Genomic DNA, 23,677 nt, shown 5'->3' on the forward strand with positions numbered 1-23,677 from the left:
AGCGCGGCCCAGAAGCAGTGGAGAAGCCGGCGTAATCGGACCGGGAGCGGCTCGCGTGGCATGGCTGGGCTAGAAGTACAGCGAGAGCGCCAGGCCAACGGACTTCATTCCCAGGTCCCAGACGCGGGATGTTTGCGTGTCATGCTGCAGGGAGGCATCGCCGTACTGCGATCCCTGGGCCCGCTGCTGGTCACGTGCAGACGGCCGGTACTGGATGGTGAGGTCGTACTGGGCCACGAGGCTCACGCCCCGGGCCACGAACCACTCCATGCCCACGTTTCCCGTCACGCCCACGGAGACCCCGTGACGCGCGTCAATTTGGCCGGACTCCACGGTGCTCCCCTGGCTCGTGTGGGAATTTGCCGATACGTCGCGGTCACTCCAGATCGAGACGAACGGTCCGATCCCGAAGAAGGGCGAGGGATTCCTGCGCGCCCGGGGATAGCAGAGGTACTGGAACGCCACGCCCACCGAAGAGCTCCGCATATCGTAGGCGTACGACGAGGAGCCCGAACGGGTCGTGTCCGAGTACGCCTCCGAGTTCGTGTCGTCGATGCGCTGCGAGGAGTGCGTGATGTCCAGGCCGAAGCGCAGCGCGGACCGCGGGGACCAATGCCGCTTGAACGACAACCCGGTGCCGGTGAAGTCCCCGAGGATGGAGTACCCCCGGCCCTGGAACTGCAGCGCCCACGCCCCCGGCCGCAGTTCCCGCGCCGCCAGCGAAGTGTCGGGACTGTCTTCGGCCCACGCACCCGGCGCGCAGGTGAATATCGCAACCGCCACGGCTGCCGCCGTGAGTATCAGCCCCGTGCGTCGGTCCATCTCCCTGCTCCTCCCCATCGAAGCCGGGCGGAACCGCCGCCCGCGGCCAAGTTGCGGGGAGTATAGCAGAGAGGTCCGCGCCTGGCTGGCACGGACCCCAAGGAACCACCGGGAGCTTGTGACCCGCGGACCTACGCCGCCCGGGCCCGCCCGCTGGATCGTCCCGCCCGCGGCGACACCCGGAGCCGCTCGAGGCGGTTGCGCCGCCGGTAGGCGTCGTTGCAGAAGAAGCACACCAGCGCCAGCGCGGCGAGCCCGGCCACGCCCACGCGCGGCCACGCCGCGAGCAGGATCCCGGTCACGACCACCTCCACGCCGTGCACCAGGGCTTCGTAGAGGAACCCGAAGTTCTCGCGCCAGGCGCGCCAGGGACTCACCCCCTCCGCGAGCGAGATGATCGCGACCACGCCCGCGCGGTTCACGCTCCAGTACGCCAGCGCCGCGCAGGCCAGGCCCAGGGCGGCGGTCATGACGCCGGCGTGCGGCACCGCGGCGACGCCCGCGGCCCATGCCCACCCGGCGGCCCGCAGCGTGATCGCGAGCAGCGCCGCGTTGTACAGCGCCTTGACCGCCGGCTTGCGCTGCATCGCCAGGTCGGCCAGCAGCGCCACGCACACCGCGGGTGCCACCGCCTGGCCCGCCGGGAGCAACGCCACCGCCGCCAGGTGCGGCATCATCGCGGTGCTGATGGTGCCCCGGCGCCCGTAGGTGGGAAGCCAGAACACCTCCCCCATCGCGAACGCCACCACCCACACCGCCAGCACCGCGGGCGCCGCCACCGACGGGGAGGCCACCGCGAGGGCACCGGCCCCCAGGGCGACCACCCACAGTGCGAGGGCGCCGCGCGGCAGTCGCAGGAGGTTCATCCCACCCACTCCGCGCCTACCAGCCTGCCCGGTAGGCGGAGAAGTGCTGCAGGTCGGCGCCCACGGTGAACTTCACCTTGTCGATCTTGCTGCCCACCTTGACCCACTTGGAGGACGGATCATCCCAGTAGATGGACACGCCGTCGATGTTCAACGGGGTCACGTTGGTGTTCACGAGGCCCATCGTCAGCGTGACCGGCTTGCTGAACCCGTTGAGGTTCGAAGGACTGATGCTGAGGTCACAGCCCACGAAGATCGGGTTGGGGATGACGATGGTCACAAACCCGTTGCCGGCCACCGCGCCCGGCGGGAAGGACACCGTGTACCGGTCGAAGGTGTAGGTGCCGCCCTTCGAGCCGTCCAGGGCGAAGGTCCGGGAGTACTGCCGGCCGGCGTGGCCAAGAGCGCCGCCGCTCGAGCCGGGGGAGGGGTTGATCCACATCAGGCCGCCGGGACCGAGCTGCTCGGAGGGGTCTGGAACGTTCGCGAGCCGCTGCACCGGATCCCCCTGGCACCCGGCCAGGACCACTCCCGAGAGCATCAGCAGCGCTGCCAGCCTTCGCAGAGGATGAGGGTTCGAGACTGATTCCATGGCGACCTCCGTGGATTCGACATCAAGTCCCGGCGCGGCCGGGCGGCTTCCATTGCTTGGGTTCCCTCCATTGCAGGGAGCGTGCCGCGCAGTGCCATCCGCCATATCGCATTACGCGAAGCAGGGCGGCGCAGGAAGCGATGCGGCGGTGGAGGCATGGGAGGACCCGTTGCGGAGTGCAACCGGCAGGCTGCGAATCGCGACTCCGGGCGTCCGGGCCCGGCCGGCGGCATCCCGGAACTGGGCGAAATTTCACCCATGCCGGGGACTATTCCCCGCCGTCGCCGCGCCGCTCCATTGCGTCCCCGGGGTCGGGCATGGTAGGGATTCGGAATCGTTGCCTCGCCCGGCTGCCCGTGCACACCGCAGCCAATTCCAATTCGGTGCTTCACCCGAACATCCACGGAGTCTTCGCATGAGCCGACGACGGCATGCCCGCAAGGCCCAGGCTTCCATCGTGCCTCTCGTGTCGCGTTCGGCGGCGTGGCCCTTCGCGGCCGCGGCCATCGGCGCCATGTGCTGGGCCACCTGGGCCGCCGCGCGCAAGGCGTGGGTGTGCGACGACGCGTTCATTTCCTTCCGCTATGCGGAGAACCTGGTGCACGGGCTGGGGCTGGTGTACAACGCCGGCGAGCGCGTGGAGGGCTACAGCAACTTCCTGTGGACGATGTGGGTGGCGGCAGGGCTCCGGCTGGGCGCCGACCCCGAGGCGTGGGCGATCTCGTGGGGTGTGGCCTGCTTTGCGGGGAGCATCGCGCTGCTGGCCTGGAACGCCTGGCGGTTGCGCCGCGAGGCTCCGGGCGCCGCCCCGTGGCTGCCGGTGGCGGCGATCCTGTTCGCGGTCCATCCGGACGCGCAGGTGTTCGGCACCAGCGGGCTGGAGACACCCCTCTACACGCTGCTCGCGGTCCTGGGCTACCTGCTGCTGGCGAAGCGCGACGGCGGCCCGCGGCTCGCGGCGGGCGCCGGAGCGGTGCTGGCCCTGGCCTCCATGACGCGCCCCGACGGGCCCCTGCTGGCCGCGCTGGCGGGCGCGTGGGTGCTGGCCGCGGGCCGCCCCCGCCTGCGCTGCGCGCTGGCTTTCAGCGGAGCGTTCCTGGCGCTGTGGGCGCCATTCACCGCGTGGCGCGTGGGCTACTACGGCGACTTCTTCCCCAACCCCTACTACGCCAAGTCCGCCTCGCTGGGCTGGATGTCCCAGGGCTGGATCTACGTGCGCCTGTACTTCGTGAAGTACTGGGCGGTGGCGGTCGGCGCCGCGCTCGCCGGCGTGGCATGGGCCGTCTCCCGCGCCCGCGGCGAGGACCCCGAGGACTCCGGGCGGGCGGGCTGGGGGCCGCGCGCCGCGCTGGCGGCGCTCTTTGCGCTGGGCTACACCGCGTACGTGATGCGCGTGGGCGGGGACTTCATGTTCGCGCGCCTGCTGATCCCGGCCACACCATTCTACCTGGTGATGGCGGAGCTGGGCGTGGCGCGACTGGCGCCGCGTTTCGCGCCCGCGCAGGCGCTCCTGGTCGCCGCGGCCGCGGCAGCCGTCGCCCTCACGCCGTACCCGTTCGCGGGCACCGGCTGGATCAGCGGAATCGTCCACGAGTGGGCCTTCTACTCGCCGGAGAATACCGCGACCACGAAGGCGCACGGGCTCACGCTGCGCCGCTACTTCGAGGGGCTGCCGGTGCGCGTGGCGTTCCTGGGCTCGGAGGCGCGGCTGGTGTATTACGCGCGACCCGCGGTGGCCATCGAGAGCCAGACCGGCCTGACCGACCGCACCATCGCGCGCCTGCCGCTGCGCGCGCGCGGCCGGATCGGGCACGAGAAGACGGCGCCGCTCGACTACCTGATCGAGCAGCGCCGCTGCCAGTTCGTGTTCCACCCGCAGGCGGCCCGCGAGCTGAAGCTGGACGAGGCCCTGCCCACGCTCGACATCCTGTTCGACGACGTGCGCGGACGCGTCCTCAGGTGGGACCCGCCGCTTATGGAACAGCTTCGCCGCCGCGGCGCGCGCTTCGACGATTTCCCGGTGCTCCTGGACGGGTTCCTCAAGCAGCTCCCGGCCGTCCGCGACGCCGACGTGGAGATGCTCTACCCCGGCCTGAAGCGCATCTACTTCGGGCATGTGCGCGACCCGCGCCGCGAGCAGCCGTTCCTTGACCGGCTGGCGAAGATCGCGACCGCGCGCGCTACGGCCCGGCCTGGGACAGCTCCCGCGCCGCCGAGTCGATGAGCGCCGCCTCGGCCTTCAGCACCCCCGCCAGCCGCACGATCTCGGTGCGCGCCTCGTCCCATCGCTTCAACTCGATGGCCTCCCGCACCCCCGGAAACGTCTTCGCGCCATAGCCGGTGTACTGCCCCGGCGCGTACACCATGTGCCGGTACCATGGGCGCCCCGGCAGCCCTTCCGGGAGCGTCAGCCGGCGCTCGGTCTCCATGAGCGCCTGGTTGACCGTGGCCAGGCTCACCCGCGCCAGCGCCTCGCCTCCGCGGACCGCCGCGCGGACTCGCGCGCTGTCGTAGCGCGTCGCGCACGCGGCGATCGAATCCACCGCCGACCGGAGCGGCTGGAAGTCCAGCTCGGGCGGCACTTCCATCGGCACCGGCGCGGGCAGCGGTACCTTCGGGTCCGCCACGGCGGCAAAGTAGCCTTCCCCGAGCCGCTGGTTGTGCTCCACCGCATCCTCCCGGGCCTTCTTCAGCAGCTTCTCCACCTCGTCCTCGAAGCGGCGCGTCGCGGCGGCCAGCGGAGTGAAGCCCAGGGGCAGCAGCTCGGCCCCGGCGAAGCGCATCACCGCGCTGCCCGCGGTCTGCGCCAGCGCGCGGCCGTAGCGGAAATCGCCGTCGGCGAACCGGGTGTACCATGAGAAGTCGTCGTAGATGGAGTGGTACACGCCGCCGCGGTCCTCGCCCCCGAAGCCCATGTTGAGGCTCGCCACGCCCAGGTGGTCCAGGAAGGCGGTGTAGTCCGAGCCCGAGCCCAGCGGCCCCAGGCGCCACGCGCGGGCGGCGCGAAGTTCCTTGCGCTCGTCGGCGCCCGCCACGGTCCCGATCTCGCGCAGCCACCGGCGCTCCCATGTCGAGAGCCGGGTCTCCGGGTCGGGCACGTCGCGGGCCACCTCGTTCACGAACGCCTCCAGCGGCTGCGAGCCGTCCACGTCCAGGAAGCCCCGGCCGTTGCTGTCGGAGTTGATGTAGAGCACGGCGTGCCGGCGCAGCTCGTCGGCGTGGGCCTCGGCCCACTCCGTGGAGCCCATCAACCCGGGCTCCTCGCCGTCCCACGCGCACAGGAAGATGGTACGCCGCGGCTTCCATCCCGCGCGCAGCAGCTGACCGAACGCACGGCCCTCCTCCAGCACCGCCGCCACCCCCGAGACCGGGTCCTGGGTGCCATTCACCCAGGCGTCGTGATGGTTGCCGCGGATCACCCATTCGTCGTCCGCGGCGGCGCCGGGGATGCGCGCCACCACGTCGTGGATGGGCTTGAGGTCCCAATTCGAGCTCACCTTCAGGCGCACCTTCGCGGGGCCGGGGCCCAGGCGGTAGGTGATGGGCAGCGCGCCGCGCCAGGCGTCCGGCGCCACCGGACCGGCCAGCGCGGCCAGCAGGGGCTGGGCGTCGCCGTAGGAGATCGGGAGCACCGGCACGCGAGTGATGGACTTCGCGTCCGCCAGCGCCAGTCGCTTCGCTCCGAAGGCGGCCGCGTAGCCGGGGGTGAGAGGGTCACCGGGGTAGGTGGACTGGTCTATCGCGCTGCCACGCTGCACGCCGTCCGCGGGGCGGAACGGGCCCGCAGGATACGTTTCACCCTGGTAGTAGCCGTCGTCGCGCGGGTCCGAGTAGATGATGCAGCCCACGGCACCGTGCTCGGCCGCCACCCGGGGCTTCACCCCCCGGAAGCAGGCCCCGTAACGCGCGATCACGATGCATCCCTTCACATCCACGCCCAGGCGCTCCAGTTGCTCGTAATCGGAGGGGATGCCGTAGTTGACGTACACCAGCGGCGCGGTGACGTCGCCGTCGCAGGAAAAGGCGTTGTAGGTGGGCAGTTGCTCGTCCTGCTGCGCCGAGCTGGGATCCCCCGGCACCGCCGGCTCCCGCAGCCGGCAGGTGAACGCGGACGGCTCCAGCAGTTCCAGGCTGCGATCGCGGGGCGTGGGGAAGAGCACGTAGAACGTCTCGATCTGCGCCTCGAGCCCCCACGCGCGCAACCGGTCACGCATCCACTCGGCATTGCGCTTGCCGGCCTCCGAGCCCACCGGATGCGGGCGGGCGGAGAGCGCCCGGACATGCTCGCGCACGCTGTCGGCGCTGGGGATGGCGCGGAAGCGCTCCTCCCAGGCGCGCTCGGCGCGCGAGGCCGCGGCGGAGTAGCCGGCCAGGGGCGGCGGTCCCCCGGAGGGCGCCTCCTCGCCGGCCGCGGGGTTCGCCGCCATCCACAGGGAGCACAGCACGGAGGAGAACAGGGCGCCGGGCCGCATCGGGGTCCCTCCAGGGTTCGTGGGCCAGGGACGCGCCTTGCGGCGCGCGGGATTGGATGGCGGCAACCGTGAGGCAATGGGGCGCAGCGCGTCAAGCGGCCGGCGCGGCGCCCGCGGCACGGCATCGCGTCGAACCGGTCGGCGGCACGGCGCTCTGGCGCGACGCGCGCCTGCTCGGTTAGTCTCTCCGGCATGTCCGGAACCACCGCTTCCCCCACCCGCGTGCCGGTCCCCCGCCCCCGCGCCGCGCTGGCGCTGGCCCTGTGCAGCGGCCTGGCGCTGTACGCCCCCAACCTGCGCCTGCAGCTGCTGGCCGACGACTATGCGTTTATCTCGGGGGCTCACTTCACCCCCTTCCTGCGCTGGCTGGGCGAAACCGGCGGTGTGTCGTACTACCGGCCTTTCGCCCGGCAGGCCTACATGGGGTTGATGAGCGCCTTGTTCGGCACCAGCCCCCTGCCCTACCACGCGGTCAGCCTGGGGCTGCTGCTGGTGAGTGCGTGGCTGCTCGCACGCATCGCCGCGCGGCTGGCCTCGCCCGGCGCGGGGGTGGTGGCCGCGGTGGTGTTCCTGGCGCAGCACGGCGGCAGCGTGCTCACCGGCTGGGCCTCCTGCGCGCAGGATCTGTTCGCGCTGACCTTCGTGGCGGCGGCGGTGGAGCTGCACCTGTCCGGCCGCCGCGCGGGCGCGGTGCTCGCCACCGCGCTGGCGCTGCTGAGCAAGGAGACCGCCGCGGCCGGCCCGCTGGTGGTGCTGCTGGCCTCCCGATCCCTGCCCGGCCGAAGCTGGAGCGCCGCCGCGCGCGGGGCGCTGCCCCACCTGGCGGTGTTGGCGGCCTGGGCCGTGGCGTACGCGCTGTGGTTCCGGCACTTCCCCGGCGCCCCCCCGGTGGGTGTGCTGGACGTGCGCGCCGACGGCGCGTCCGCGCTCTCCGGGTTGGCCCTGAGCCTGCTGGCCCTGGTCAATCTCGACGCCGGCCTGGCCGTGCCCGCTACCGCGGCCGACCTCGTGCGCGGCGTGCTGGGCCTGGCACTGGGTTGCGGGGCCATCGCGCTGGCGGTGTTCCCCGCGACTCGTGGCGCGCGGGACGGGGCCGCGGCTCCCCCGTCCGCGCAGGCGCAGGGGGGCAGGGCCAGGAAGGGCCGTGAACCCCGCCGCGCGCCCGCCGCCCGGAGCGGCGCGCGGCTGCCCGCGCTGGCGCTGCTGGGCGCGGGCTGGCTGGTGCTGGGCCTGCTGCCGCTGCTCCTGGTGGGGCATCGCTGGAGCGCCTACCTGGCGGTGATGGCCGGGGCCGGCCTGGCCCTGCTCGCCGGCGCATTCCTGGGGAACATGCGTTGGCCCGCGCTGGCCGCGGGCGGTCTGCTGCTGCTCGCGGGGCCCGCCGCGGACGGGGTGCGCGCGGGGGCGTTCGACAGCGGCGGCGACTCGGTGTGGACGCTGGCGCGCCTGCGCCGCCTGGGTGGGTTCGTGGACGGGCTGCAGCGCACGCTGCGTGGCCGCTATCCGACCCTGAAGCCGGGCACGCAGGTGCTGCTCTCGAGGGTGCCCAACATGAGCCTCGTGGCGTTGCACGGCTCCGACGCGCTCCGCGCCTGGTACGCCGACTCGAGCCTGGCCATGGGCGTAATCGACGAGCGCGCCATGACACGCCTGGACGTGGAGCGGGTGGTGCTGGACTGCGATCCCACCGTGGAGCCCAACCGCTGGTCGTTCGAGAGCCCCGGGTTCGTGGACCTCCGCGTGCGCATCCAGCGGGCGCTGAATGCCCAGGACATGGGCGCGGTCGCGCCGCTCATCGAGCGGGTGCGCCGCGAGCCCGAGTGGCACGCGCTGAGCCCCGACTGGCGCGCCGGGGCGTTGCTCACGCTGGGGCAGGTGTACCAGAAGCTGGGCCGCCACGGAGAGGCGGAGCAGGTGTTCCGGGAGTCGGTGGCGGACGACTCCACGCTGGGCGAGTCCCACTTCGGCCTGGGCACCACCCTGGTCATGCGCCGCGCCTTCCTGGAGGCGGAGCCGCACCTGGAATCGGCCGCGCGGCGCATGCCCTGGGCGGCGGTGGTGCAGTTCAGCTGCGGGGCGGTGATGGTGCAGAACGGGCACGACCCGGTGGCGGCTGCGCGCTACCTGGAGCGGAGCATCGAGTTGGGGATCGATGAGCCCAGCCGGACCATCGCGCGGAGCATGCTGGCGCGCCTCGCTGCCCGCCCGGGCGGGCGCTGAGGGCATCGCGTCCGGGGGATCGGCGCGTCCGGGCGGCGGGCAGACGCTTGCGCTCTGCAGCAACGACCCGGGGCCCACTGCCTGGCCCCGGGTCGCCTGGTACTGCTCGGCGCCCTCCCGGGCGCCTGATCCCTGCTGACTGAACTGCCCTACTTCGCCGGCTTGGTGAACAGCGTGTCGGACAGCGCCGGGTTCGCCTGCGCGGCGGTTACGGTGGACGACATGAAGTCCTTGCCATCCATCAGCGCCTTCTCCGCGTGGGGGAACTTCACGGGTCCGACGGCCTTCCAGTCGGTGTAGATCTCGGTGTGCCGGGCGGGGCCACCCTGGCCCTTGCCCATGTACTCCATGCCTGCCAGCGAACCGTCGGGCCCGAAGTACAGCAGCCAGTCCTTGACCAGCTCGCTCTTCGCCAGCGCCACGTCGCAGCTCTTCCCGCCGAGGTCCTTCTTTTCGGCGAGCGCCTGCAGCTGCACCTGCTCGGAGTGACCGAACAGCCGGAAGAGGGAGCGCTCGTACTCGTTCTTGAGATCCTCGATGGCGCCGGGCTGGTCCTGCAGGCCGCCGGGCGTCCTCGCCCAGCCGCCCTTCGCCGACACGCCCGAGGTCATCTCGCCCCTGGGGGTCTTCATCGCCTGGCGGTAGCGGTCCGGCAGCGCCCAGGAGCTGTGCGCGCCCAGCTGGATGGACTGGCCCTGCATGCTGAGCGTCAGGTTCTGCTCGACGGTCCAGGTCTTGATTCCCGCCCACGCGGCGGAGCCCCCGGCCAGGTCGGCGGCCTTCTTGAGCCACGCCGCGCCCCTGGTCGCGTCCTCCGCCGAGCCCGCGCCCACCTTGAGCTTCGAGGCCGGCGGCGGAATCGAGATGTCCACGCGCTCCACCGGCTGGCCCAGCGAGGTCAGCGGCCGGTCGAACTCCTTCTCGCGGCCGACGATGATGGTGACCAGGTTGTCCGGGTGGATGTGGCGCTTGGCGGCCTCGAACATGGTCGCCGGCGTGACGCCCTGCAGCCCCTTCTGGTAGGTGGTGAGGAAGTCCTTGGGGTATCCCACCAGCTCGTAGAATGCCGAGCGGAACATCACCGCCGAAGGCTCGGCGAAGTTGAACACGAAGGAGTTCAGCTGCGACTCCCGCGCGATCTTCACCTCGTCGTCGGTGAACGGCTCGCGCACCGCCTTCTCCAGCTCGGTGCGCATGAGGTCCGCGGACACCATGATGGAGTCGTTGCGCGTGAGCGTGTAGGCCATGAACACGCCGGGACGGGCGTAGCCGCTGCCCGCGCCGGCGCCCGCGGCGTAGGCCAGCCCGCGCTGGGTGCGAATCACGTTGAGCAGCCGGGACTGGAAACCCCCGCCCAGCGCGTTCTCCAGCACGTCCATGTCCGAATAGTCCGGCGCGTCCAGGATCCTGAATCCCAGGTGGGCCATGATAATGCCCGACTGGGTGACGTCGTCCTTGGGCGCGAACACCACGCGCTTCGGCCCCAGCACCGGCATGGCAGGCATGGCCGGCGGGGTGAGCCCGCTCTTCTTCCACGCGCCGAACTTCCCATTCAGGATCTTCTTCATGTCGGCGGAGCGGAAGTCGCCGTACACCGCGAGGATCATCCGCTCCGGCGCGAAGCACAGCTGCTGGAACTTCACGCAGTCGTCGCGGGTGATGGCATCCACCGTGGCGTACTCCGGCTGTTGCGCGTACGGGCTCTCCTTGCCGAAGATCGCCTGCTGCGCGGTCCGGGTGAGCACGCTGAGCATCTCGTCGTTGCGCGACGCGATGCCCCGGCGCACGGCCACCCGCTGCAACTCGATCTTGTCCTCGGGGAACGCCGGGGCCTGGAGGATCTCCGCCGCCAGGCCGAACACCTCGGCGGTGTTCTCGGTGAGGCAGCGCCAGCTGGCCGAGGCGTTGTCGGCCCCGACGCCCGCGCCGATGGACGCGCCCAGGGCGCCCAGGCGGTCGTCCAGCCAGTCGCCGGAGTGCGTGGTGCTGCCGCCGCGGCGCATCACCGCGGGCACCACGCTGGCCAGCCCGGCCTTCTCGGCCGGGGACCACGCGGAACTGGACTTGAAGTACGCGGTGGCGGTCACCCGCGGCAGGTCGTGGTTCTCCTGCAGGTAGACCACGATGCCGTTGGGCATCACGTAGCGTTCGGGCTGGAACGTCTGGATCGGGTTCAGCGGCGGGATCGCCAGCGTGCGGGGATCCCCCGCACCGGCCGCGGTCCCGACCGCGAGCGCCGCGGCCGCCACCACGGTGGCCAGCGCCGGCGCGATTCTACGGAAGCTCGTCGTCATCACTTCTGCCCCCCGCCCGAGGCCGTCTCGGTTTTCGCGTTCACGATCAGTCCCACGGTGCGGTTGCTCTTGACCATGGTGCGCTTCATGGCGTCGGTGAGGTCCTGGACCGTCAGCCCCTGAACCCGCTCGGCCTGGCGGAAGAACTCGCGCCAGTCGCCGAACAGCGTCTGGGCCTGGGCCAGCTCCGAGGCCAGGTCCTCGCGGGACTCCGCCGAGCCCACCATCTGGGCCCGCGTGCGGACCTTGTAGCCGTCCAGCTCCTCCTGGGTGAAGGGCTTGCTGGTCATGACTTCGTCGATGACGTCGTAGACGGCCTTCTCCACCGCCAGCGGGTCCTGCCCCGCGGCGGGCACCACCAGGATGCCGAACAGGCTGGGATACTTGTTGCCCGGGAAGCCCGGAAACGCCTGCGCCTGCACCGCGATCTTCTTCTCCTTGACCAGCACCTTGTTCAGGCGCGAGTAGCTGCCACCGCCCAGCAGGCTGCCCAGGGCCTCGTACGCCGTGAAGGAGGGGTCGGTGACCGCGGGGATGTGCCAGCCGATCACCACGATGGGCTGCGCGGGGTCCTCCAGGATCACGCGCCGCTCGGCCGACTGCGGCGGCTCCTGGGTGTCCGGTCCCGGGGGCACCGGCGCGTCGGAAAGCACCGAGTAGTTCTGCTGCGCGTACTTCTGCACGTCCTCGAACTTCACGTCGCCCACGATGGCGCAGGCCATGTTCTTCGCCACGTAGTACTTCTTGTAGAAGTCCGCGCCCTGCGCGGCGCTGAAGGTCTTGAGGTCCGAGGGGTGGCCGATCCCGCCGAAGCCGTACGGGTGCGCCACGAACGCCGCGTGGATGAACTCGTCGATCAGACGGCCGATGGGCGAGGACTCGGTGCGCATGCGCCGCTCCTCGTAGACCACGTCGCGCTCCTTGTAGAACTCGCGGAACGTGGGGTTGGCCATCCGGTCCCCCTCCAGCATCGCCCACAGCTCGAGGCGGTTGGAGGGCAGGCTGTAGTGATAGGCGGTGACATCGTCGGCGGTGTAGGCGTTCATGCCCTGCACGCCGTTGCGCTCCAGGATCTTGGAGAACTCGTTGGACACCACGTACTTGAAGGAGGCCTCCTGCGCGTCCTTGAAGGCCGCCTGGGCCGCCGCCATCCGGGTGCTGTCCGCGCGATAGCCCTTGCGTCGCTCGGCCAGCACGCCCTGCCAGGCGCTCTCGACCGCATCCATGAGCGGCTTCTCCTTCGAGTAGTCGGAGGTGCCGACCGTGGGGGTGCCCTTGAATGCCATGTGCTCCATCATGTGCGCCAGGCCGGTGGTGCCGGTGTTCTCGTTGGCCGAGCCGGCGTTCACCATGGTCACGAAGCTGAAGATAGGCGCGTCGTGGCGCTCCAGGACGATCATCTTGAAGCCGTTGGCCAGGGTGAATTCCTTCACCTGCTTCTCGATCGCCTCGAGACCCGTGCGGACCGGGGCGGGGGCGCCGGGACGGGCCGGCGCGGGCTTGGCCGCCGCGCGGGCGGCCGGGGCGAGCGCCAGCAGCCCCGCCACCAGCCCCCACACCGCGATGCCGCGCAATCCGGGCCATTGGACCCTGTTGGGCATGTCTCCTCCGTGAAAAGGTTCGGTACATCGTCTTCGAGGAAGGGCGGCCGGAGTATGGCACGGGCCCCGGCCCGGCGGCAAACCGGCCTCCCGGCCGGAGCCCGTAGACACCCGGGCCCGATCCGCTAGACTCGCGCCGTGCCGCCACTTGCCCGGCCCCCCGGATCCAGGAAGGAGAGCTGAATGCAACGTTCCCTGTCCGCACTTGGGCTGGCGCTCGTGCTCGCGCTGGCCACCGCGAGCGCTTCCGCCTCCATGGGCTTCGCCGCCCGACCGTCCGGCGCCCCCGCACCCCGCGCCGAGAAACGCCCCGTCACCGATGTCTTCCACGGCGCGGGCGTCACCGAGGACTACCGCTGGCTGGAGGACATCGCCAGCCCGGAGGTCAGGACCTGGAGCGACGGCCAGAACCGCCACGCCCGCTCGGTGCTGGACCGGCTGCCCTCCGTGCGCGCCATCCGCAAGCGGATCACGGAACTCGACCGGGCCTCCTCACCCGACCACTACGAGCTGAGCCAGCGGGGCGGGCGGCTGTTCGCCATCAAGTCGGAGCCTCCGCTGCAGCAGCCCTTCCTGGTCACGCTGGGCTCGGTGGATGACGCCCGTTCCACGCGCACGGTGGTGGACCCCAACCTGCTCGACCCGAAGGGCGGAACTTCCATCGACTGGTACGTGCCTTCGCGCGACGGCCGGCTGGTGGCCGTGTCCCTGTCCGAGGGCGGCAGCGAGAGCGGCACCGTGCATCTCTACGACGTGGAGTCCGGCAAGGCCCTGGAGGATGTGATCCCGCGGGTGAACGGCGGCACCGCCGGCGGCAGCCTGGCCTGGAACGAGGACGCCACGGGTTTCTGGTACACGCGCTACCCGAAGGAGGGCGAGCGCCCGAAGGAGGACCTGGACTTCTACCAGCAGGTCTACTTCCACAAGCTCGGCACCCGCGAGGGCGGCGACACCTACAGCATCGGACACGACTTCCCGCGGATCGCCGAGGTGGCGCTGCAGTCCTCCGACGACGGGCGGTTCGTGCTGGCCAGCGTGGAGAACGGCGACGGCGGCGACTACGCCCACTACCTGCTCGGGCCCGACGGGACGTGGAAGCAGATCGTGAAGTACGGCGAGAAGGTCCCCGTGGTGAAGTTCGGGGGCGACGGGAACCTGTACCTGCTCTCCCGCGAAGGGGCGCCCCGCGGCCGCCTGCTGCGCCTGGCGCCGGGCGCGGGCACCCTGGCCGACGCGGAACCGGTGGTGGCCGAAGGCGAGGCCGCGATCACCGAGTTCGAGGCCACCGCGACCCGCATCCACGTGGTCGGCATCCTGGGCGGGCCGTCGCGGCTGGACGTGCACGGGCTGGACGGCGCACGGCTCGGGAGCGTGCCGATCCTGCCGGTCTCCGCCGTGGATGGGCTCACCCGTCTCTCCGGGGACGAAATCCTGTTCCGCAACGAGTCGTACCTCGATCCCCCCGCGTGGTACCGGCTCTCCCCCGCCGCCACGACCCCGGTCAAGACCGCGCTGTTCCGCACCTCCCCCGCGAACTTCCGGGACTGCGAGGTGGTGCGCGAATACGCCGTGTCCAGGGATGGCACGCGGGTGCCCATGAGCATCCTGCTCCGCAAGGGCGCGAAGCGCGACGGCCGCAACCCCGCGCTGCTCTACGGCTATGGCGGCTACGGCATCAACATGACCCCGCACTTCAGCACCATGGTGCGCGCGTGGGTGGAACAGGGCGGCGTGTACGCGGTGGCCAACATCCGCGGCGGCTCCGAGTTCGGGGAGGACTGGCACACCGCCGGCAACCTGGTGCAGAAGCAGCACGTGTTCGACGACTTCGCCGCCTGCGCGAAGCGCCTCGCCGAGGCGAAGTACACCCATCCCCGGAGACTGGCGCTGGAGGGCGGCAGCAACGGCGGTCTGCTGATGGGCGCGGTGCTCACGCAGCACCCGGAGCTGATGAAGGCGGTGGTGTCGCACGTGGGGATCTACGACATGCTGCGCGTGGAGCTCTCCCCCAACGGGGCATTCAACGTGACCGAGTTCGGCACCGTGAAAGACCCGGAGCAGTTCAGGGCGCTCCACGCCTACTCGCCCTATCACCACGTCCGGGATGGCGCGAGCTACCCCGCGACCTTGTTCCTGACCGGCGAGAACGACCCCCGGGTGGACCCGGCCCACTCGCGCAAGATGACCGCGCGACTGCAGGCGGCCTCCCCGGGGACCACCGTGCTGCTGCGCACCAGCGCCAACTCGGGGCACGGCATCGGCAGCTCCCGCAGCGAGCGCGTGGAGCAGGAGGTGGACGTGTACGCGTTCCTGTTCAAGGAACTGGGTGTGAAGTACCGCCCGGTGGCGGAGAAGAAGCTGCAGCGAGAGCTGCCGACGCGCTAGCGGCGCGCCGGCCGCAACCGCGCTTGCATCGCCGCCCCGGCGGCGCGATGATAAAGACATACTCCGGATGCCAGTTCGGGCCGCGGCCACCCCGCCGCGACCGCCGACCGAGCGCGATGTCCCGCCCCGCGGGATGCCGAAATCGCACCGGGCGGGCCCGGGAGAACTCCTCCCCGGCCCCCGGAGCGGAACGCAGGAGGTCGCCATGCCCGCCACCCGCCTCCGTGCCTACCTGGACGAGAACCGCGTCCGCTACGTCAGCGTGTCCCACTCACAGGCGTTTACGGCCCAGGAGATCGCCGCCTCCGCGCACGTGCCCGGCAAGGTAATGGCCAAGACCGTCATGGTGAAGCTCGACGGCCGCATGGCCATGGCGGTGCTTCCGGCCAACCACAAGGTGGACCTCGACGTGCTGCGCCGCAGCTCCCGGTCCCACCGGGTGGAACTGGCCAGCGAGGCCGACTTCAAGATCCTCTTTTCCGACTGCGAACCCGGGGCCATGCCTCCGTTCGGCAACCTCTACGGGCTCCCGGTCTACGTGGAGGAGAGCCTCGCGGAGAACCGCGACATCGTGTTCAACGCGGGATCACACACCGAGGTGATCCAGCTGGCGTACAGCGATTTTGCCCGGCTGGTCCGCCCGGAGGTGATGCCGTCGCTGCAGCACGCGTAAGTCCTGAATCCGCAAGGGCCCGGGCGGGTTTCCCCGGCCGCCCGGGCTCCGGCTTGGGGACCAGGAACCCGGTCAGCTTTACGATTCTGCTTGACTCGCCTTTGTCGGTAGACTAAAGTATACGTTCAAGAACATATGGGGCCCCGGGGCTGGCCGCCTCCCGGCAGGGCCCGCAGAACCCACACAACGCTTGAGAGATATCGGAGAAAGGCGGCCCCCCATGCGTAAACCACTTCTCCCCATGCTTGCCCTGCTGCTGGCCCTCGCCGTGGCCTCCGGTCCCGCAGACGCGGTGACCATCATCAACGGCACGTTCACCGACCCGTCCGGGCTGGTCTACGGGAAGTACTTGCAGGGCTCGGAAGACGGCGGGACTTCCTACGATCCCACCACCTACAACTACACGCTGACCGGCAGCTTCGGCGGCTACGGCGACGCCCGGGACTGGAACTGGATCCACGATTCCGGTGGCTCCGTGGCGAACGTGCTGACCGGCCTGTGGTTCGACCTGCAGGGCCAGGCCAACAAGCTGGTGGTGTTCCCGATCATCGACCATGGCCCGGTGGGCCCGGAGTCGTTCGAGTACGACGTGTACCTCTCGAACGACCTGCTCTCCTGGACCGAGGCGAAGCTGGACGTGCTCTACGATGAGGGCTGGTCGGGCAACCCCAACATCGCCGACGGCTGGACCACCGTGTGGACCGCCCAGTCGGGCCAGACCTTCCGCTATGCCTCGGTGGCCTGGGGCAACCCCGGCAACCCCAACCCGGACTACTACTACGCCGACGGGGATGCGGAGATTGACGCCGTGGCCGGCCTGACCGAGGCCGGCGGCGCGGTGCCCGAGCCCGGCACGATGCTGCTGCTGGCCCTGGGCCTGGTTCCGCTGGCGGCGAAGCTGCGCAAGGACCGCTAGGCGATTCCGGAGCGACATGCGCGTGCCCCCAGGGGCCCCGCCGGAAACGGCGGGGCCCTTCGCGTGCCCCGGCGCACCATCCGTCCCTCTCCCGCACCTCCCCTCGAAATCCACGCGATTCCAATTGACCCTGCCCTCTCTCAGGACTAGCCTCTCTGGAACCCCATTTCGGATGCGAGGGCCAATTCGCGGACCGGCATGCCGGCGGCGGTTCACTGGACGGCCCTCACGGTGGAAACCCCCCTTCGACCCCGGAGGCACCGATGCACCGCAGCCAACTCCGCTCCCGCCCCATTCTTCTCGCCGCCCTTTGCCTGCTGACGCTGGCCGCGCTCCTGAGCTGGGGATGTTCGACCCGGCCGGGCGCGGGGCTCACCGCTCCCGATGCGCCGCAGCCGCTGCCGCGCACCGGCCTCTCGGTGCAGAATCCCGCGCACGTGGCCATGGTGATGCAGCTGCAGGACGAGAACACCGAGCAACTGATGAGCATCCCGGGCGTGGTGGGCACCGGCACCGGGGCGAGCTGGAACGGCGCGCCGGCGATCGTGGTGTACACCAGCAAGGCCATCGTGGGCGGCGTTCCGACCAGCATCAAGGGCGTCCCGGTGGACCTCCGGTACGTGGGTGACGTGCGCGCCTACGAGGACGACGACGCCGTGGTCTCCAAGGGCGGCGGCGTGGCCCCGTACGTGGGCGGCGGGGGCACCGTGGCGGCCGCCGCGGCGACGCTGCAGATGGGCACTTCGACCGGCAACGACAAGGAGTGCGCCTCCGGGACCCTGGGCTGCGTGGTGCTCAAGGGCGGGGTGAAGTACTTCCTGTCCAACAACCACGTGTTCGCGCGCCAGAACGCCGCCGCCAAGGGCGAACGCATTGACGCGCCGGGCCGCTACGACGCCAGGCCGCAGTGCGCCCAGACGCCGCAGATCGCCACGCTGACCGACTTCCAGGCGATCAGCTTCTCGTCCAACAACACCATCGACGCGGCCATCGCCCAGCCCATCTCGGGCCTGGCGTACACCTGCGCCGAGGCCGGCGGCTACACGCCATCATCCACGGTGGTCGCACCCAGCGTGGGGCTGGCGGTCAAGAAGACCGGCCGCACCAGCGGGCTAACCACCGGCAGCATTCAGGCGATCAATGTGACCATCCGCGTGGGCTACACGGGCGGCACGGCCACGTTCGTCGGGCAGATCCAGACCCCGGGCAAGTTCATCCGTTCCGGCGACTCCGGCTCCCTGATGGTGACCCAGAGCGGGAACAACCCGGTGGGGCTGTGCTTCGCCGGCAGCTCGCAGGCGTCGTTCTCCAACGTGATCAGCAACGTGCTGTCGCGCTTCAGCGCGACGGTCTGCAACCAGTAGCGGAAGCGGGGGCCGGCGCGCCGCGCCGGCCCCGCGCACCGCAAGAGAACGGAGCGCAAGCATGGAGACGAGGGAGGCCTCCCGCCGGCGGCCTCCCTCGTTTGTTGTCGCCGCACCACGCCGCGGTTTCGCCCCCGCCGCACCCGGCGCGACGAGGCCCCCGCTGCCCCTGCGGGCGCTGGCCACGATCGCGCTGGCCCTCGCCCTGTCGGCAGCCGGATGCGGCGGCCGATCAGCCACGCCGAAAGGAGGCACCTTGCGAGTGCCGGATCGTCCCATTGAGAAGGTGCTGGAGGACCACACCCCGGAACTCATGGCGATCCCGGGCGTGGAGGGCACGGGCCAGGGTGAGAGCGGCGGCCGGGCCGTAATCGTGGTCTACGTGTCGCGCCGCACCCCGGAGCTGGAGAGGGTGCCGGACTCGATCGAGGGCTTCGCCGTGGACGTCCGGGTGATCGGGGATGTCCGACCGCTGGGCAGGTAGACTTCCGCGGGTGCGCCCCCGGTAGCGGGTCCCCATCTCTCCACCGCGCCCGGCGGATTCCCTCCCGATGGCACCGCCATGGGGCGATTCAGCGCATCCAGGAAGTTCTCCCACCGGAAGCCCTCCCACGCCGCCTGCTTGGCGCGCCCCGCGAGCGCCAGGAATTCCCCCGGGTGCGCCAGGATCCTCAGCGCGGCCCGGGCCATCGCGTCGCTGGAATCCGCCACGGTCACCCGTGCGCCCAGGGTGGGCCCAAGGCCCGCCGCCCCGTTCGTGGTAGTGACCACCGGCAGCCCCGCGGCGGCCGCCTCGAGGATCTTGTTCTGCATCCCGCTAGAGAACGTGAGCGGCACCACCATCGCGGCGGCCCGGACATACTCCTGCTGGAGGTCCTCGACCCGACCGGCCACCTCGACCCCCGGGATGAATGCCAGGGCCTTCACCGCCGGCGCCGGGGACGCCCCGACGATCCGCACCCGGGCACGCGGCGCCTCCCGCCGCACCCGGGGCAGGATCTCCCGACACAGCCTCTGGACGGCCGCGATGTTGTGGCGCACGTCCAGGCGCCCCACGAACAGCAGCGTCCGGCCATCCGGCTGCCATCCCAGCCGCGGATCCAGCCCGACATTGATGCCCTGCCGGACCACCCGCACCTTGTGTCGCAGGGGGGTGGGGAATTCCGCCGCGTCCACGTCGGAGATCAGCCACACCTCGTCCGCCCATTCCGCCCCGAGCGCTTCCGCGCGCGCCAGCCTCTTCGCCTCCTCGGCGGCCAGCCAGCGCACCGGACCGCGACTGCACTCGGCCATCCGGCGCATGGCCATGGACAGGCAGTCCACGGCCAGCAGGATCCGCCTCCGGGCGCGCACCAGACGGGCGGCGGGCAGCATGCGGACCGCGTGCGCGATCACGCAATCGAAGGGGCCGCGCGCGTCCAGGTCCTGCGCCGCCGCCTCGAAGGCCCGGCTTCGGAAGTAGGCGAGCTGAAACGAATCCCGCCCGGGGAGGGCCAGGACCATCTGGACCGTGGACCGCTCCCGGGCGAGCCGCACCGTCCGCATATCAACCCCGAGGTCACGCATGTACCGCTCGGAGGCGGGAGCCGGAGCGTGCTGACACTGCGCGAGCACATGGAAACGGTGCTTCGGGGAGGCGACCTTCAGCAGCCCCAGGGCGGTGATGCGGTCGCCGCGATCGGGGGGATGGGGGTAGCGAAATGTCAGGAGGGCGATCTTCACAGGGTGCCGTCCTTGCCGGATCGAACGTGCACGGGATGACCGAACTGGCCGCGCTTCACGGCGCCGGCGGCGGCGGGCGCGCATTGCAGGCAAGGGAGGGTCGGCCGAAACTGCGCTGGCATCGGCATCCTATCCCATCACCATGCCCCGTCGCAAGCCGCACCGGGATGCCGTCGGGTCAGGACGCCTCCCCCTGCCACTCGATTCGACTCCGCCCCTCGGGCCCGTCCACCGGGAGCAGCAGCCCCCACAGGAACGCCAGCGGTGGTCCCGCGAAGACCAGGTTGAGCGTGAAATTGGAAGTGCACACGACGGCCATGAGCAGCGTGTTGGCAAGCACCGCCGTGCCCACGGCGCGCCGCTCCCACGTCGGCGCGGCAAGTCCCTCGCGCCAACCGGCCCGGCCGAAGGCCCAGAACAGGAGGAGCAGCGCGATGAGCCCGGCCAGCCCATACTTGAACCACTCGAACAGGTACATCTGGTGTATGTACGGCGCTTCGTTGCGGAACCCGACAAACGGGTCCTTCACCGAGAGCGTGGCCCCCGCCCCATGACCGATCAGGGGGTGCTGCGAAATCTGTTCGATCGCGACGCCCCATTCGGCCAGGCGGACGATGTTGGACATGGTGGCGGTACCTGCTTCGGTGGTGAAGCTGGATCCAAAGCGGGAACCCACCGAAGCCGCCAGGTCCCCTCCCGCGAGCTGCTGGGCCGCCAGGAATGACCCCGCCGCGAGCAGTCCCAGGGCCAGCCCCACCCCGGCCGCCCTGAGGGCGGCCCGCCCCCGGTCGCGGCTGCCGGCCACGATCACCACGAGCACCGTGAGGAGACCGGCCAGGAAACCCAGCCAGTATCCCCGGGTGAACGAAAGCAACTGGTGCAGCAGCAGCACCGGGATCAGCAGCAGGGCGGCCCAGCGTACCCCCCGGTGGGGCGCGTGGGCCGCGACCGAGACCAGGAGCAGGGCTCCCATCGCCGGCAGGGGCCCGAACCAGGCATCCCCGATCCGACGCCTGTAGCGGACGAAGGCCACCAGGCCGTACGCGGCGCTGACGTAGGAGAGGAATGTGAAGGCTCCCAGGAACGCGAGGAACGCGCGCCGACGCGCACGCCACAAGGGCGCCAGCAGCGCCGTCAGGATGCCGAAGGAGCCCGACATGTCGATCCCCAGGTACTTGAGCGAGTTCTCGCGGACCACTCCCAGCGCCGCGCCGTAGAGCGCCACCAGGATCCATCCGGCGAGCACCATCGTGAGCGGATTGCGGGAGAGGCTCCACCCGCGGAGGGCGTACTCGCGGAGCCCCAGGGCGCCCGCGAGTACGCCGAAGAAGGTCACGATGGACAGCTCGCGCGTGAGCTGACCGCCGCCGTAGACCGTGAACACGCCGGCACCGAGGGCCATGACGAACGGCCAGCGAAGGTCCGGCCCCATCCGCCACAGCACCGCCGCCGCCAGGGCGACCAGGACTGCGGGCAGCCACCCGAACCGCGCGCCCACTGCGAGCAGCGCGGCCTCGGCCAGTCCCAGCCCCGCCAGGGTCCGCCAGGGTGTCGCGGCGCGCGCCGCTGCGGCCTTCGCCGCACCTCCTGCCGCACCTGCGGCGGCCGCGGCCCAGCCCGCGCCCGCGATGAGTGCGACGAGCAGCGCACCAGCGACGAAGTGGCGGGCGCGGGGCCACGACGGACGGCGTGGCGGTGCCGGCGCATCGAGGGCCACGAGCGCGGGGAGATCCCTGGCTTCCTCGAGCCGGGCGCCCTCGTATTGGGCGGCCAGGAAGGCGAATGCCCGCTCCCCCGCGACGAGATCGCGCATGGCACGGGCGGCTTCGGTCGCCTGCGGGGGCAGCCGGTCCAGAACGCGCTCCAGCGCCGCCAGGCGACCCGCGAGATCGCGCACCTCCCGGCTGCTGTCCGCGGCGTAGCCCCGGACCCATCGGAGCCGGGCTCGCAGGGCCACCTGCTCCGCCGCCAGCGCACCGGCACCCCCGCCCCCCGCCGCGCCCCGCAGGTCCGAGGCCGCCGCGTGGTGGGTCTGCAGGTAGTCGGCCAGCCCGCTCCCGATGCTGTCCAGCCGGGCCCGGGTTTCCCCGAGCCGGCGCCCCAGGGCCATCCGGGCCTGGCGTGCGCGGGACGCGCGCAGGCCCCGCAGCAGCCCGTCGAGCTCGACTACGTAGGCATCCGCCAGGGCCGCCGCGTCCCGGGCGCTGGGCGCGACCACTTCGATCTCGAGGAGATTGCGTGGCGTCACCTTGAAGACGCTCTTCTTCCGCAGCCGCTCCAGCGCGTCCAGCGAGTCACGCACGCCGTAGACCCGGCGCGGGTCGCATCGCCGGGCCACCGCGGCCCGGAGTCGCTCACTCTCGAGCGCCGGCAGGAGCATCTCGGTCGGGGAAACAGGCGCCGGAAGCTGCACTCCGGGAAGATCCAGGCCCCGCACCAGGCCGGAAGCGCTCAGGCCGGTCTGTTCTTCCCTGGGCGGCAGGATCGAGGCGCGGGCGGTGTACCGCTTCGGCAGAAGATACGCGAGCGCCAGACCCGTGGCGGCACACAGCACGCAGTTCACGACCAGGACCCGCCAGTGGGTCCGCAACGGGCGGAGCCCATCGGCCCGGGTCCCGCTCACGGCCGCCCTCGGCTGTCATCCGGTTGCGGCCGGGGCCGGCCCGGGGGCGCGCCGCCCCTCCGCGGCAGGGCCTGCCACAGCACGCCGGCGAGACGCGCGCCGAATTCTTCCATGTTGTACCGGGTTTCGCACAGCCACCGGCCGCGCGAACCCATGCGCCGGGCCTCCCCGGGGTCGTCCAACAGGCGGCGAATCGCGTGCCGCCAGCCGGTCACGTCTCCCGGCCCGACCCACAGGCCGACCCCCTCGCTCTCGATGTCGAGCGGCATCAGCTCGGTGCGGGTGACGAGGACCGGGCGGCCCATCGCCATGGCCTCCAGGAGGCTCGTCCCTCCCGTCTGCCCTCTTGGATGCCGCATCGCGAGGAGCGGAACGGCCACGACGTGGGCCCGCTGGTAGGCCGCGATGAGCTCCGGGTAAGTGAGTGCGAATTCATCTCCCGGCCCCGCGATCACCCGCACGTTGGAGGGCAACGAGCCGCGGGGTGGGGCGTGTCTCCCGGACGTCACCAGGGTGAGCTCGCAGGCGATCCCGTCCACGGCGCGGACGAGGGTCTCGTGGTCGCGGGCCGTTTTGCCGGCGCTGAGGATTCGCAGCGGGCCCGACGGAGGCTCCGAGAGGAACTCGCGCCGATAGAAGTCCAAGTCCACTCCCCAGGGGATCATGTGGAGCCGCTCCCGCGGAAACCCGATCACCTCGCGCATGTGGTGTTCGACGGCGGGGCCCAGGCAGATCAGTTGGTCGTGCCCCCTCGAGTAAGGAGCGCGGGCGACCCAGCGCTCCAATCCCGGGCGAAAGGGCGCGTGGACCGTCGCCACGAGCGGACGGCGGAGGAGCCCCGCGGACCGGAGCATCGCCAGCCCCAGGGTGTCGCCCTGGCAGGCCGAGTAGACCAGGTCGCATCCGCTGAACAGGGCACGGTACTGCTGGTCCAGGTCCCCGAGCCGCAACCACCTGCCCAGGGACGCCAGCCACGTGTGCACGCGATAGGGAGCGATCCGGACCTCGATGCCGTGCCGGCCCAGGTGGGTCGTGCCGAAGAGGTGGTTCCCCGGGTACTTCCCCGCCTCCCACAACCTCCATGCCTCGTCCATGGGGTAGTTGTTGAGATAGAGGATCTTCATGAG

The 23,677-nt window shown here is 71.2% G+C and carries 15 protein-coding genes; 6 read left to right on the forward strand and 9 right to left on the reverse strand.

Going from position 1 to position 23,677, the window contains the following annotated elements:
* Positions 1-69: 69 nt before the first annotated feature.
* The 3 genes from HZB25_09880 to HZB25_09890 all read right to left on the reverse strand — a co-directional run bounded on the left by HZB25_09880 (position 70) and on the right by HZB25_09890 (position 2,280).
* Positions 70-822 carry a hypothetical protein gene (locus HZB25_09880; protein ID MBI5837542.1) on the reverse strand — a complete coding sequence of 251 codons (753 nt, stop codon included), beginning with the start codon at positions 820-822 and terminating at the stop codon, positions 70-72.
* A gap of 131 nt (positions 823-953) precedes the next feature.
* Positions 954-1,688 carry a hypothetical protein gene (locus HZB25_09885; GenBank protein ID MBI5837543.1) on the reverse strand — a complete coding sequence of 245 codons (735 nt, stop codon included), beginning with the start codon at positions 1,686-1,688 and terminating at the stop codon, positions 954-956.
* 16 nt (positions 1,689-1,704) lie between these two features.
* Complete coding sequence (locus HZB25_09890) at positions 1,705-2,280, reverse strand: hypothetical protein (GenBank protein MBI5837544.1); 576 nt, start codon at positions 2,278-2,280, stop codon at positions 1,705-1,707.
* 415 nt (positions 2,281-2,695) lie between these two features.
* On the opposite strand from HZB25_09890, the gene HZB25_09895 reads away from it, so the two are divergent.
* The gene (locus HZB25_09895) at positions 2,696-4,504 is read left to right on the forward strand and encodes a hypothetical protein (GenBank protein ID MBI5837545.1); all 1,809 of its coding nucleotides are present in this window, start codon (positions 2,696-2,698) and stop codon (positions 4,502-4,504) included.
* On the opposite strand, the gene HZB25_09900 is transcribed toward HZB25_09895, so the two are convergent.
* The gene (locus HZB25_09900; protein ID MBI5837546.1) at positions 4,461-6,752 is read right to left on the reverse strand and encodes a M28 family peptidase; all 2,292 of its coding nucleotides are present in this window, start codon (positions 6,750-6,752) and stop codon (positions 4,461-4,463) included. The genes HZB25_09895 and HZB25_09900 overlap by 44 nt on opposite strands.
* A gap of 192 nt (positions 6,753-6,944) precedes the next feature.
* Between HZB25_09900 and HZB25_09905 the strand changes: the two genes are divergently transcribed.
* Positions 6,945-8,972 carry a tetratricopeptide repeat protein gene (locus HZB25_09905; GenBank protein MBI5837547.1) on the forward strand — a complete coding sequence of 676 codons (2,028 nt, stop codon included), beginning with the start codon at positions 6,945-6,947 and terminating at the stop codon, positions 8,970-8,972.
* Positions 8,973-9,121: 149 nt separating this feature from the next.
* Here HZB25_09905 and HZB25_09910 read toward each other — a convergent pair whose 3' ends face one another.
* Entirely contained in the window at positions 9,122-11,266 is a 2,145-nt protein-coding gene (locus HZB25_09910; protein MBI5837548.1) for an insulinase family protein, read from the reverse strand.
* Complete coding sequence (locus HZB25_09915; GenBank protein ID MBI5837549.1) at positions 11,266-12,867, reverse strand: insulinase family protein; 1,602 nt, start codon at positions 12,865-12,867, stop codon at positions 11,266-11,268. Before HZB25_09915 ends, HZB25_09910 begins: the two co-directional genes overlap by 1 nt.
* Before the next feature lie 183 nt (positions 12,868-13,050).
* On the opposite strand from HZB25_09915, the gene HZB25_09920 reads away from it, so the two are divergent.
* The 4 genes from HZB25_09920 to HZB25_09935 all read left to right on the forward strand — a co-directional run bounded on the left by HZB25_09920 (position 13,051) and on the right by HZB25_09935 (position 18,205).
* Positions 13,051-15,252: a S9 family peptidase gene (locus HZB25_09920; protein MBI5837550.1), complete on the forward strand. Its 2,202-nt coding sequence runs from the start codon at positions 13,051-13,053 to the stop codon at positions 15,250-15,252.
* 205 nt (positions 15,253-15,457) lie between these two features.
* Positions 15,458-15,925: a YbaK/EbsC family protein gene (locus HZB25_09925; protein MBI5837551.1), complete on the forward strand. Its 468-nt coding sequence runs from the start codon at positions 15,458-15,460 to the stop codon at positions 15,923-15,925.
* A 220-nt stretch (positions 15,926-16,145) separates the two neighbouring features.
* Entirely contained in the window at positions 16,146-16,841 is a 696-nt protein-coding gene (locus tag HZB25_09930; protein MBI5837552.1) for a PEP-CTERM sorting domain-containing protein, read from the forward strand.
* Positions 16,842-17,104: 263 nt separating this feature from the next.
* Positions 17,105-18,205, forward strand: a complete 1,101-nt coding sequence (locus HZB25_09935) for a hypothetical protein (GenBank protein ID MBI5837553.1) — start codon at positions 17,105-17,107, stop codon at positions 18,203-18,205.
* A gap of 378 nt (positions 18,206-18,583) precedes the next feature.
* Here the strand turns inward: HZB25_09935 and HZB25_09940 are convergent, their stop codons facing one another.
* From HZB25_09940 to HZB25_09950, 3 genes are all read right to left on the reverse strand, one after another.
* Positions 18,584-19,927 (reverse strand): glycosyltransferase, encoded by a 1,344-nt coding sequence (locus HZB25_09940; protein MBI5837554.1) that lies wholly within the window; start codon positions 19,925-19,927, stop codon positions 18,584-18,586.
* A 178-nt stretch (positions 19,928-20,105) separates the two neighbouring features.
* The gene (locus HZB25_09945) at positions 20,106-22,550 is read right to left on the reverse strand and encodes a hypothetical protein (protein ID MBI5837555.1); all 2,445 of its coding nucleotides are present in this window, start codon (positions 22,548-22,550) and stop codon (positions 20,106-20,108) included.
* Complete coding sequence (locus tag HZB25_09950) at positions 22,547-23,674, reverse strand: glycosyltransferase family 4 protein (protein ID MBI5837556.1); 1,128 nt, start codon at positions 23,672-23,674, stop codon at positions 22,547-22,549. The genes HZB25_09945 and HZB25_09950 overlap by 4 nt, the downstream gene beginning before the upstream one ends.
* Between the last annotated feature and the right edge of the window lie 3 nt (positions 23,675-23,677).

Source organism: Candidatus Eisenbacteria bacterium (genome assembly GCA_016235265.1).
Taxonomy (GTDB): domain Bacteria; phylum Eisenbacteria; class RBG-16-71-46; order RBG-16-71-46; family JACRLI01; genus JACRLI01.

Bases quoted from the DNA above. Each gene is read 5' to 3' on its own strand.
- HZB25_09895 (MBI5837545.1), top strand. From the start codon at position 2,696: ATGAGCCGACGACGGCATGCCCGCAAGGCCCAGGCTTCCATCGTGCCT.
- HZB25_09880 (MBI5837542.1), bottom strand. From the start codon at position 822: ATGGACCGACGCACGGGGCTGATACTCACGGCGGCAGCCGTGGCGGTT.
- HZB25_09950 (MBI5837556.1), bottom strand. From the start codon at position 23,674: ATGAAGATCCTCTATCTCAACAACTACCCCATGGACGAGGCATGGAGG.
- HZB25_09930 (MBI5837552.1), top strand. From the start codon at position 16,146: ATGCGTAAACCACTTCTCCCCATGCTTGCCCTGCTGCTGGCCCTCGCC.
- HZB25_09910 (MBI5837548.1), bottom strand. From the start codon at position 11,266: ATGACGACGAGCTTCCGTAGAATCGCGCCGGCGCTGGCCACCGTGGTG.
- HZB25_09935 (MBI5837553.1), top strand. From the start codon at position 17,105: ATGCACCGCAGCCAACTCCGCTCCCGCCCCATTCTTCTCGCCGCCCTT.
- HZB25_09885 (MBI5837543.1), bottom strand. From the start codon at position 1,688: ATGAACCTCCTGCGACTGCCGCGCGGCGCCCTCGCACTGTGGGTGGTC.
- HZB25_09905 (MBI5837547.1), top strand. From the start codon at position 6,945: ATGTCCGGAACCACCGCTTCCCCCACCCGCGTGCCGGTCCCCCGCCCC.
- HZB25_09915 (MBI5837549.1), bottom strand. From the start codon at position 12,867: ATGCCCAACAGGGTCCAATGGCCCGGATTGCGCGGCATCGCGGTGTGG.
- HZB25_09925 (MBI5837551.1), top strand. From the start codon at position 15,458: ATGCCCGCCACCCGCCTCCGTGCCTACCTGGACGAGAACCGCGTCCGC.
- HZB25_09920 (MBI5837550.1), top strand. From the start codon at position 13,051: ATGCAACGTTCCCTGTCCGCACTTGGGCTGGCGCTCGTGCTCGCGCTG.
- HZB25_09900 (MBI5837546.1), bottom strand. From the start codon at position 6,752: ATGCGGCCCGGCGCCCTGTTCTCCTCCGTGCTGTGCTCCCTGTGGATG.
- HZB25_09890 (MBI5837544.1), bottom strand. From the start codon at position 2,280: ATGGAATCAGTCTCGAACCCTCATCCTCTGCGAAGGCTGGCAGCGCTG.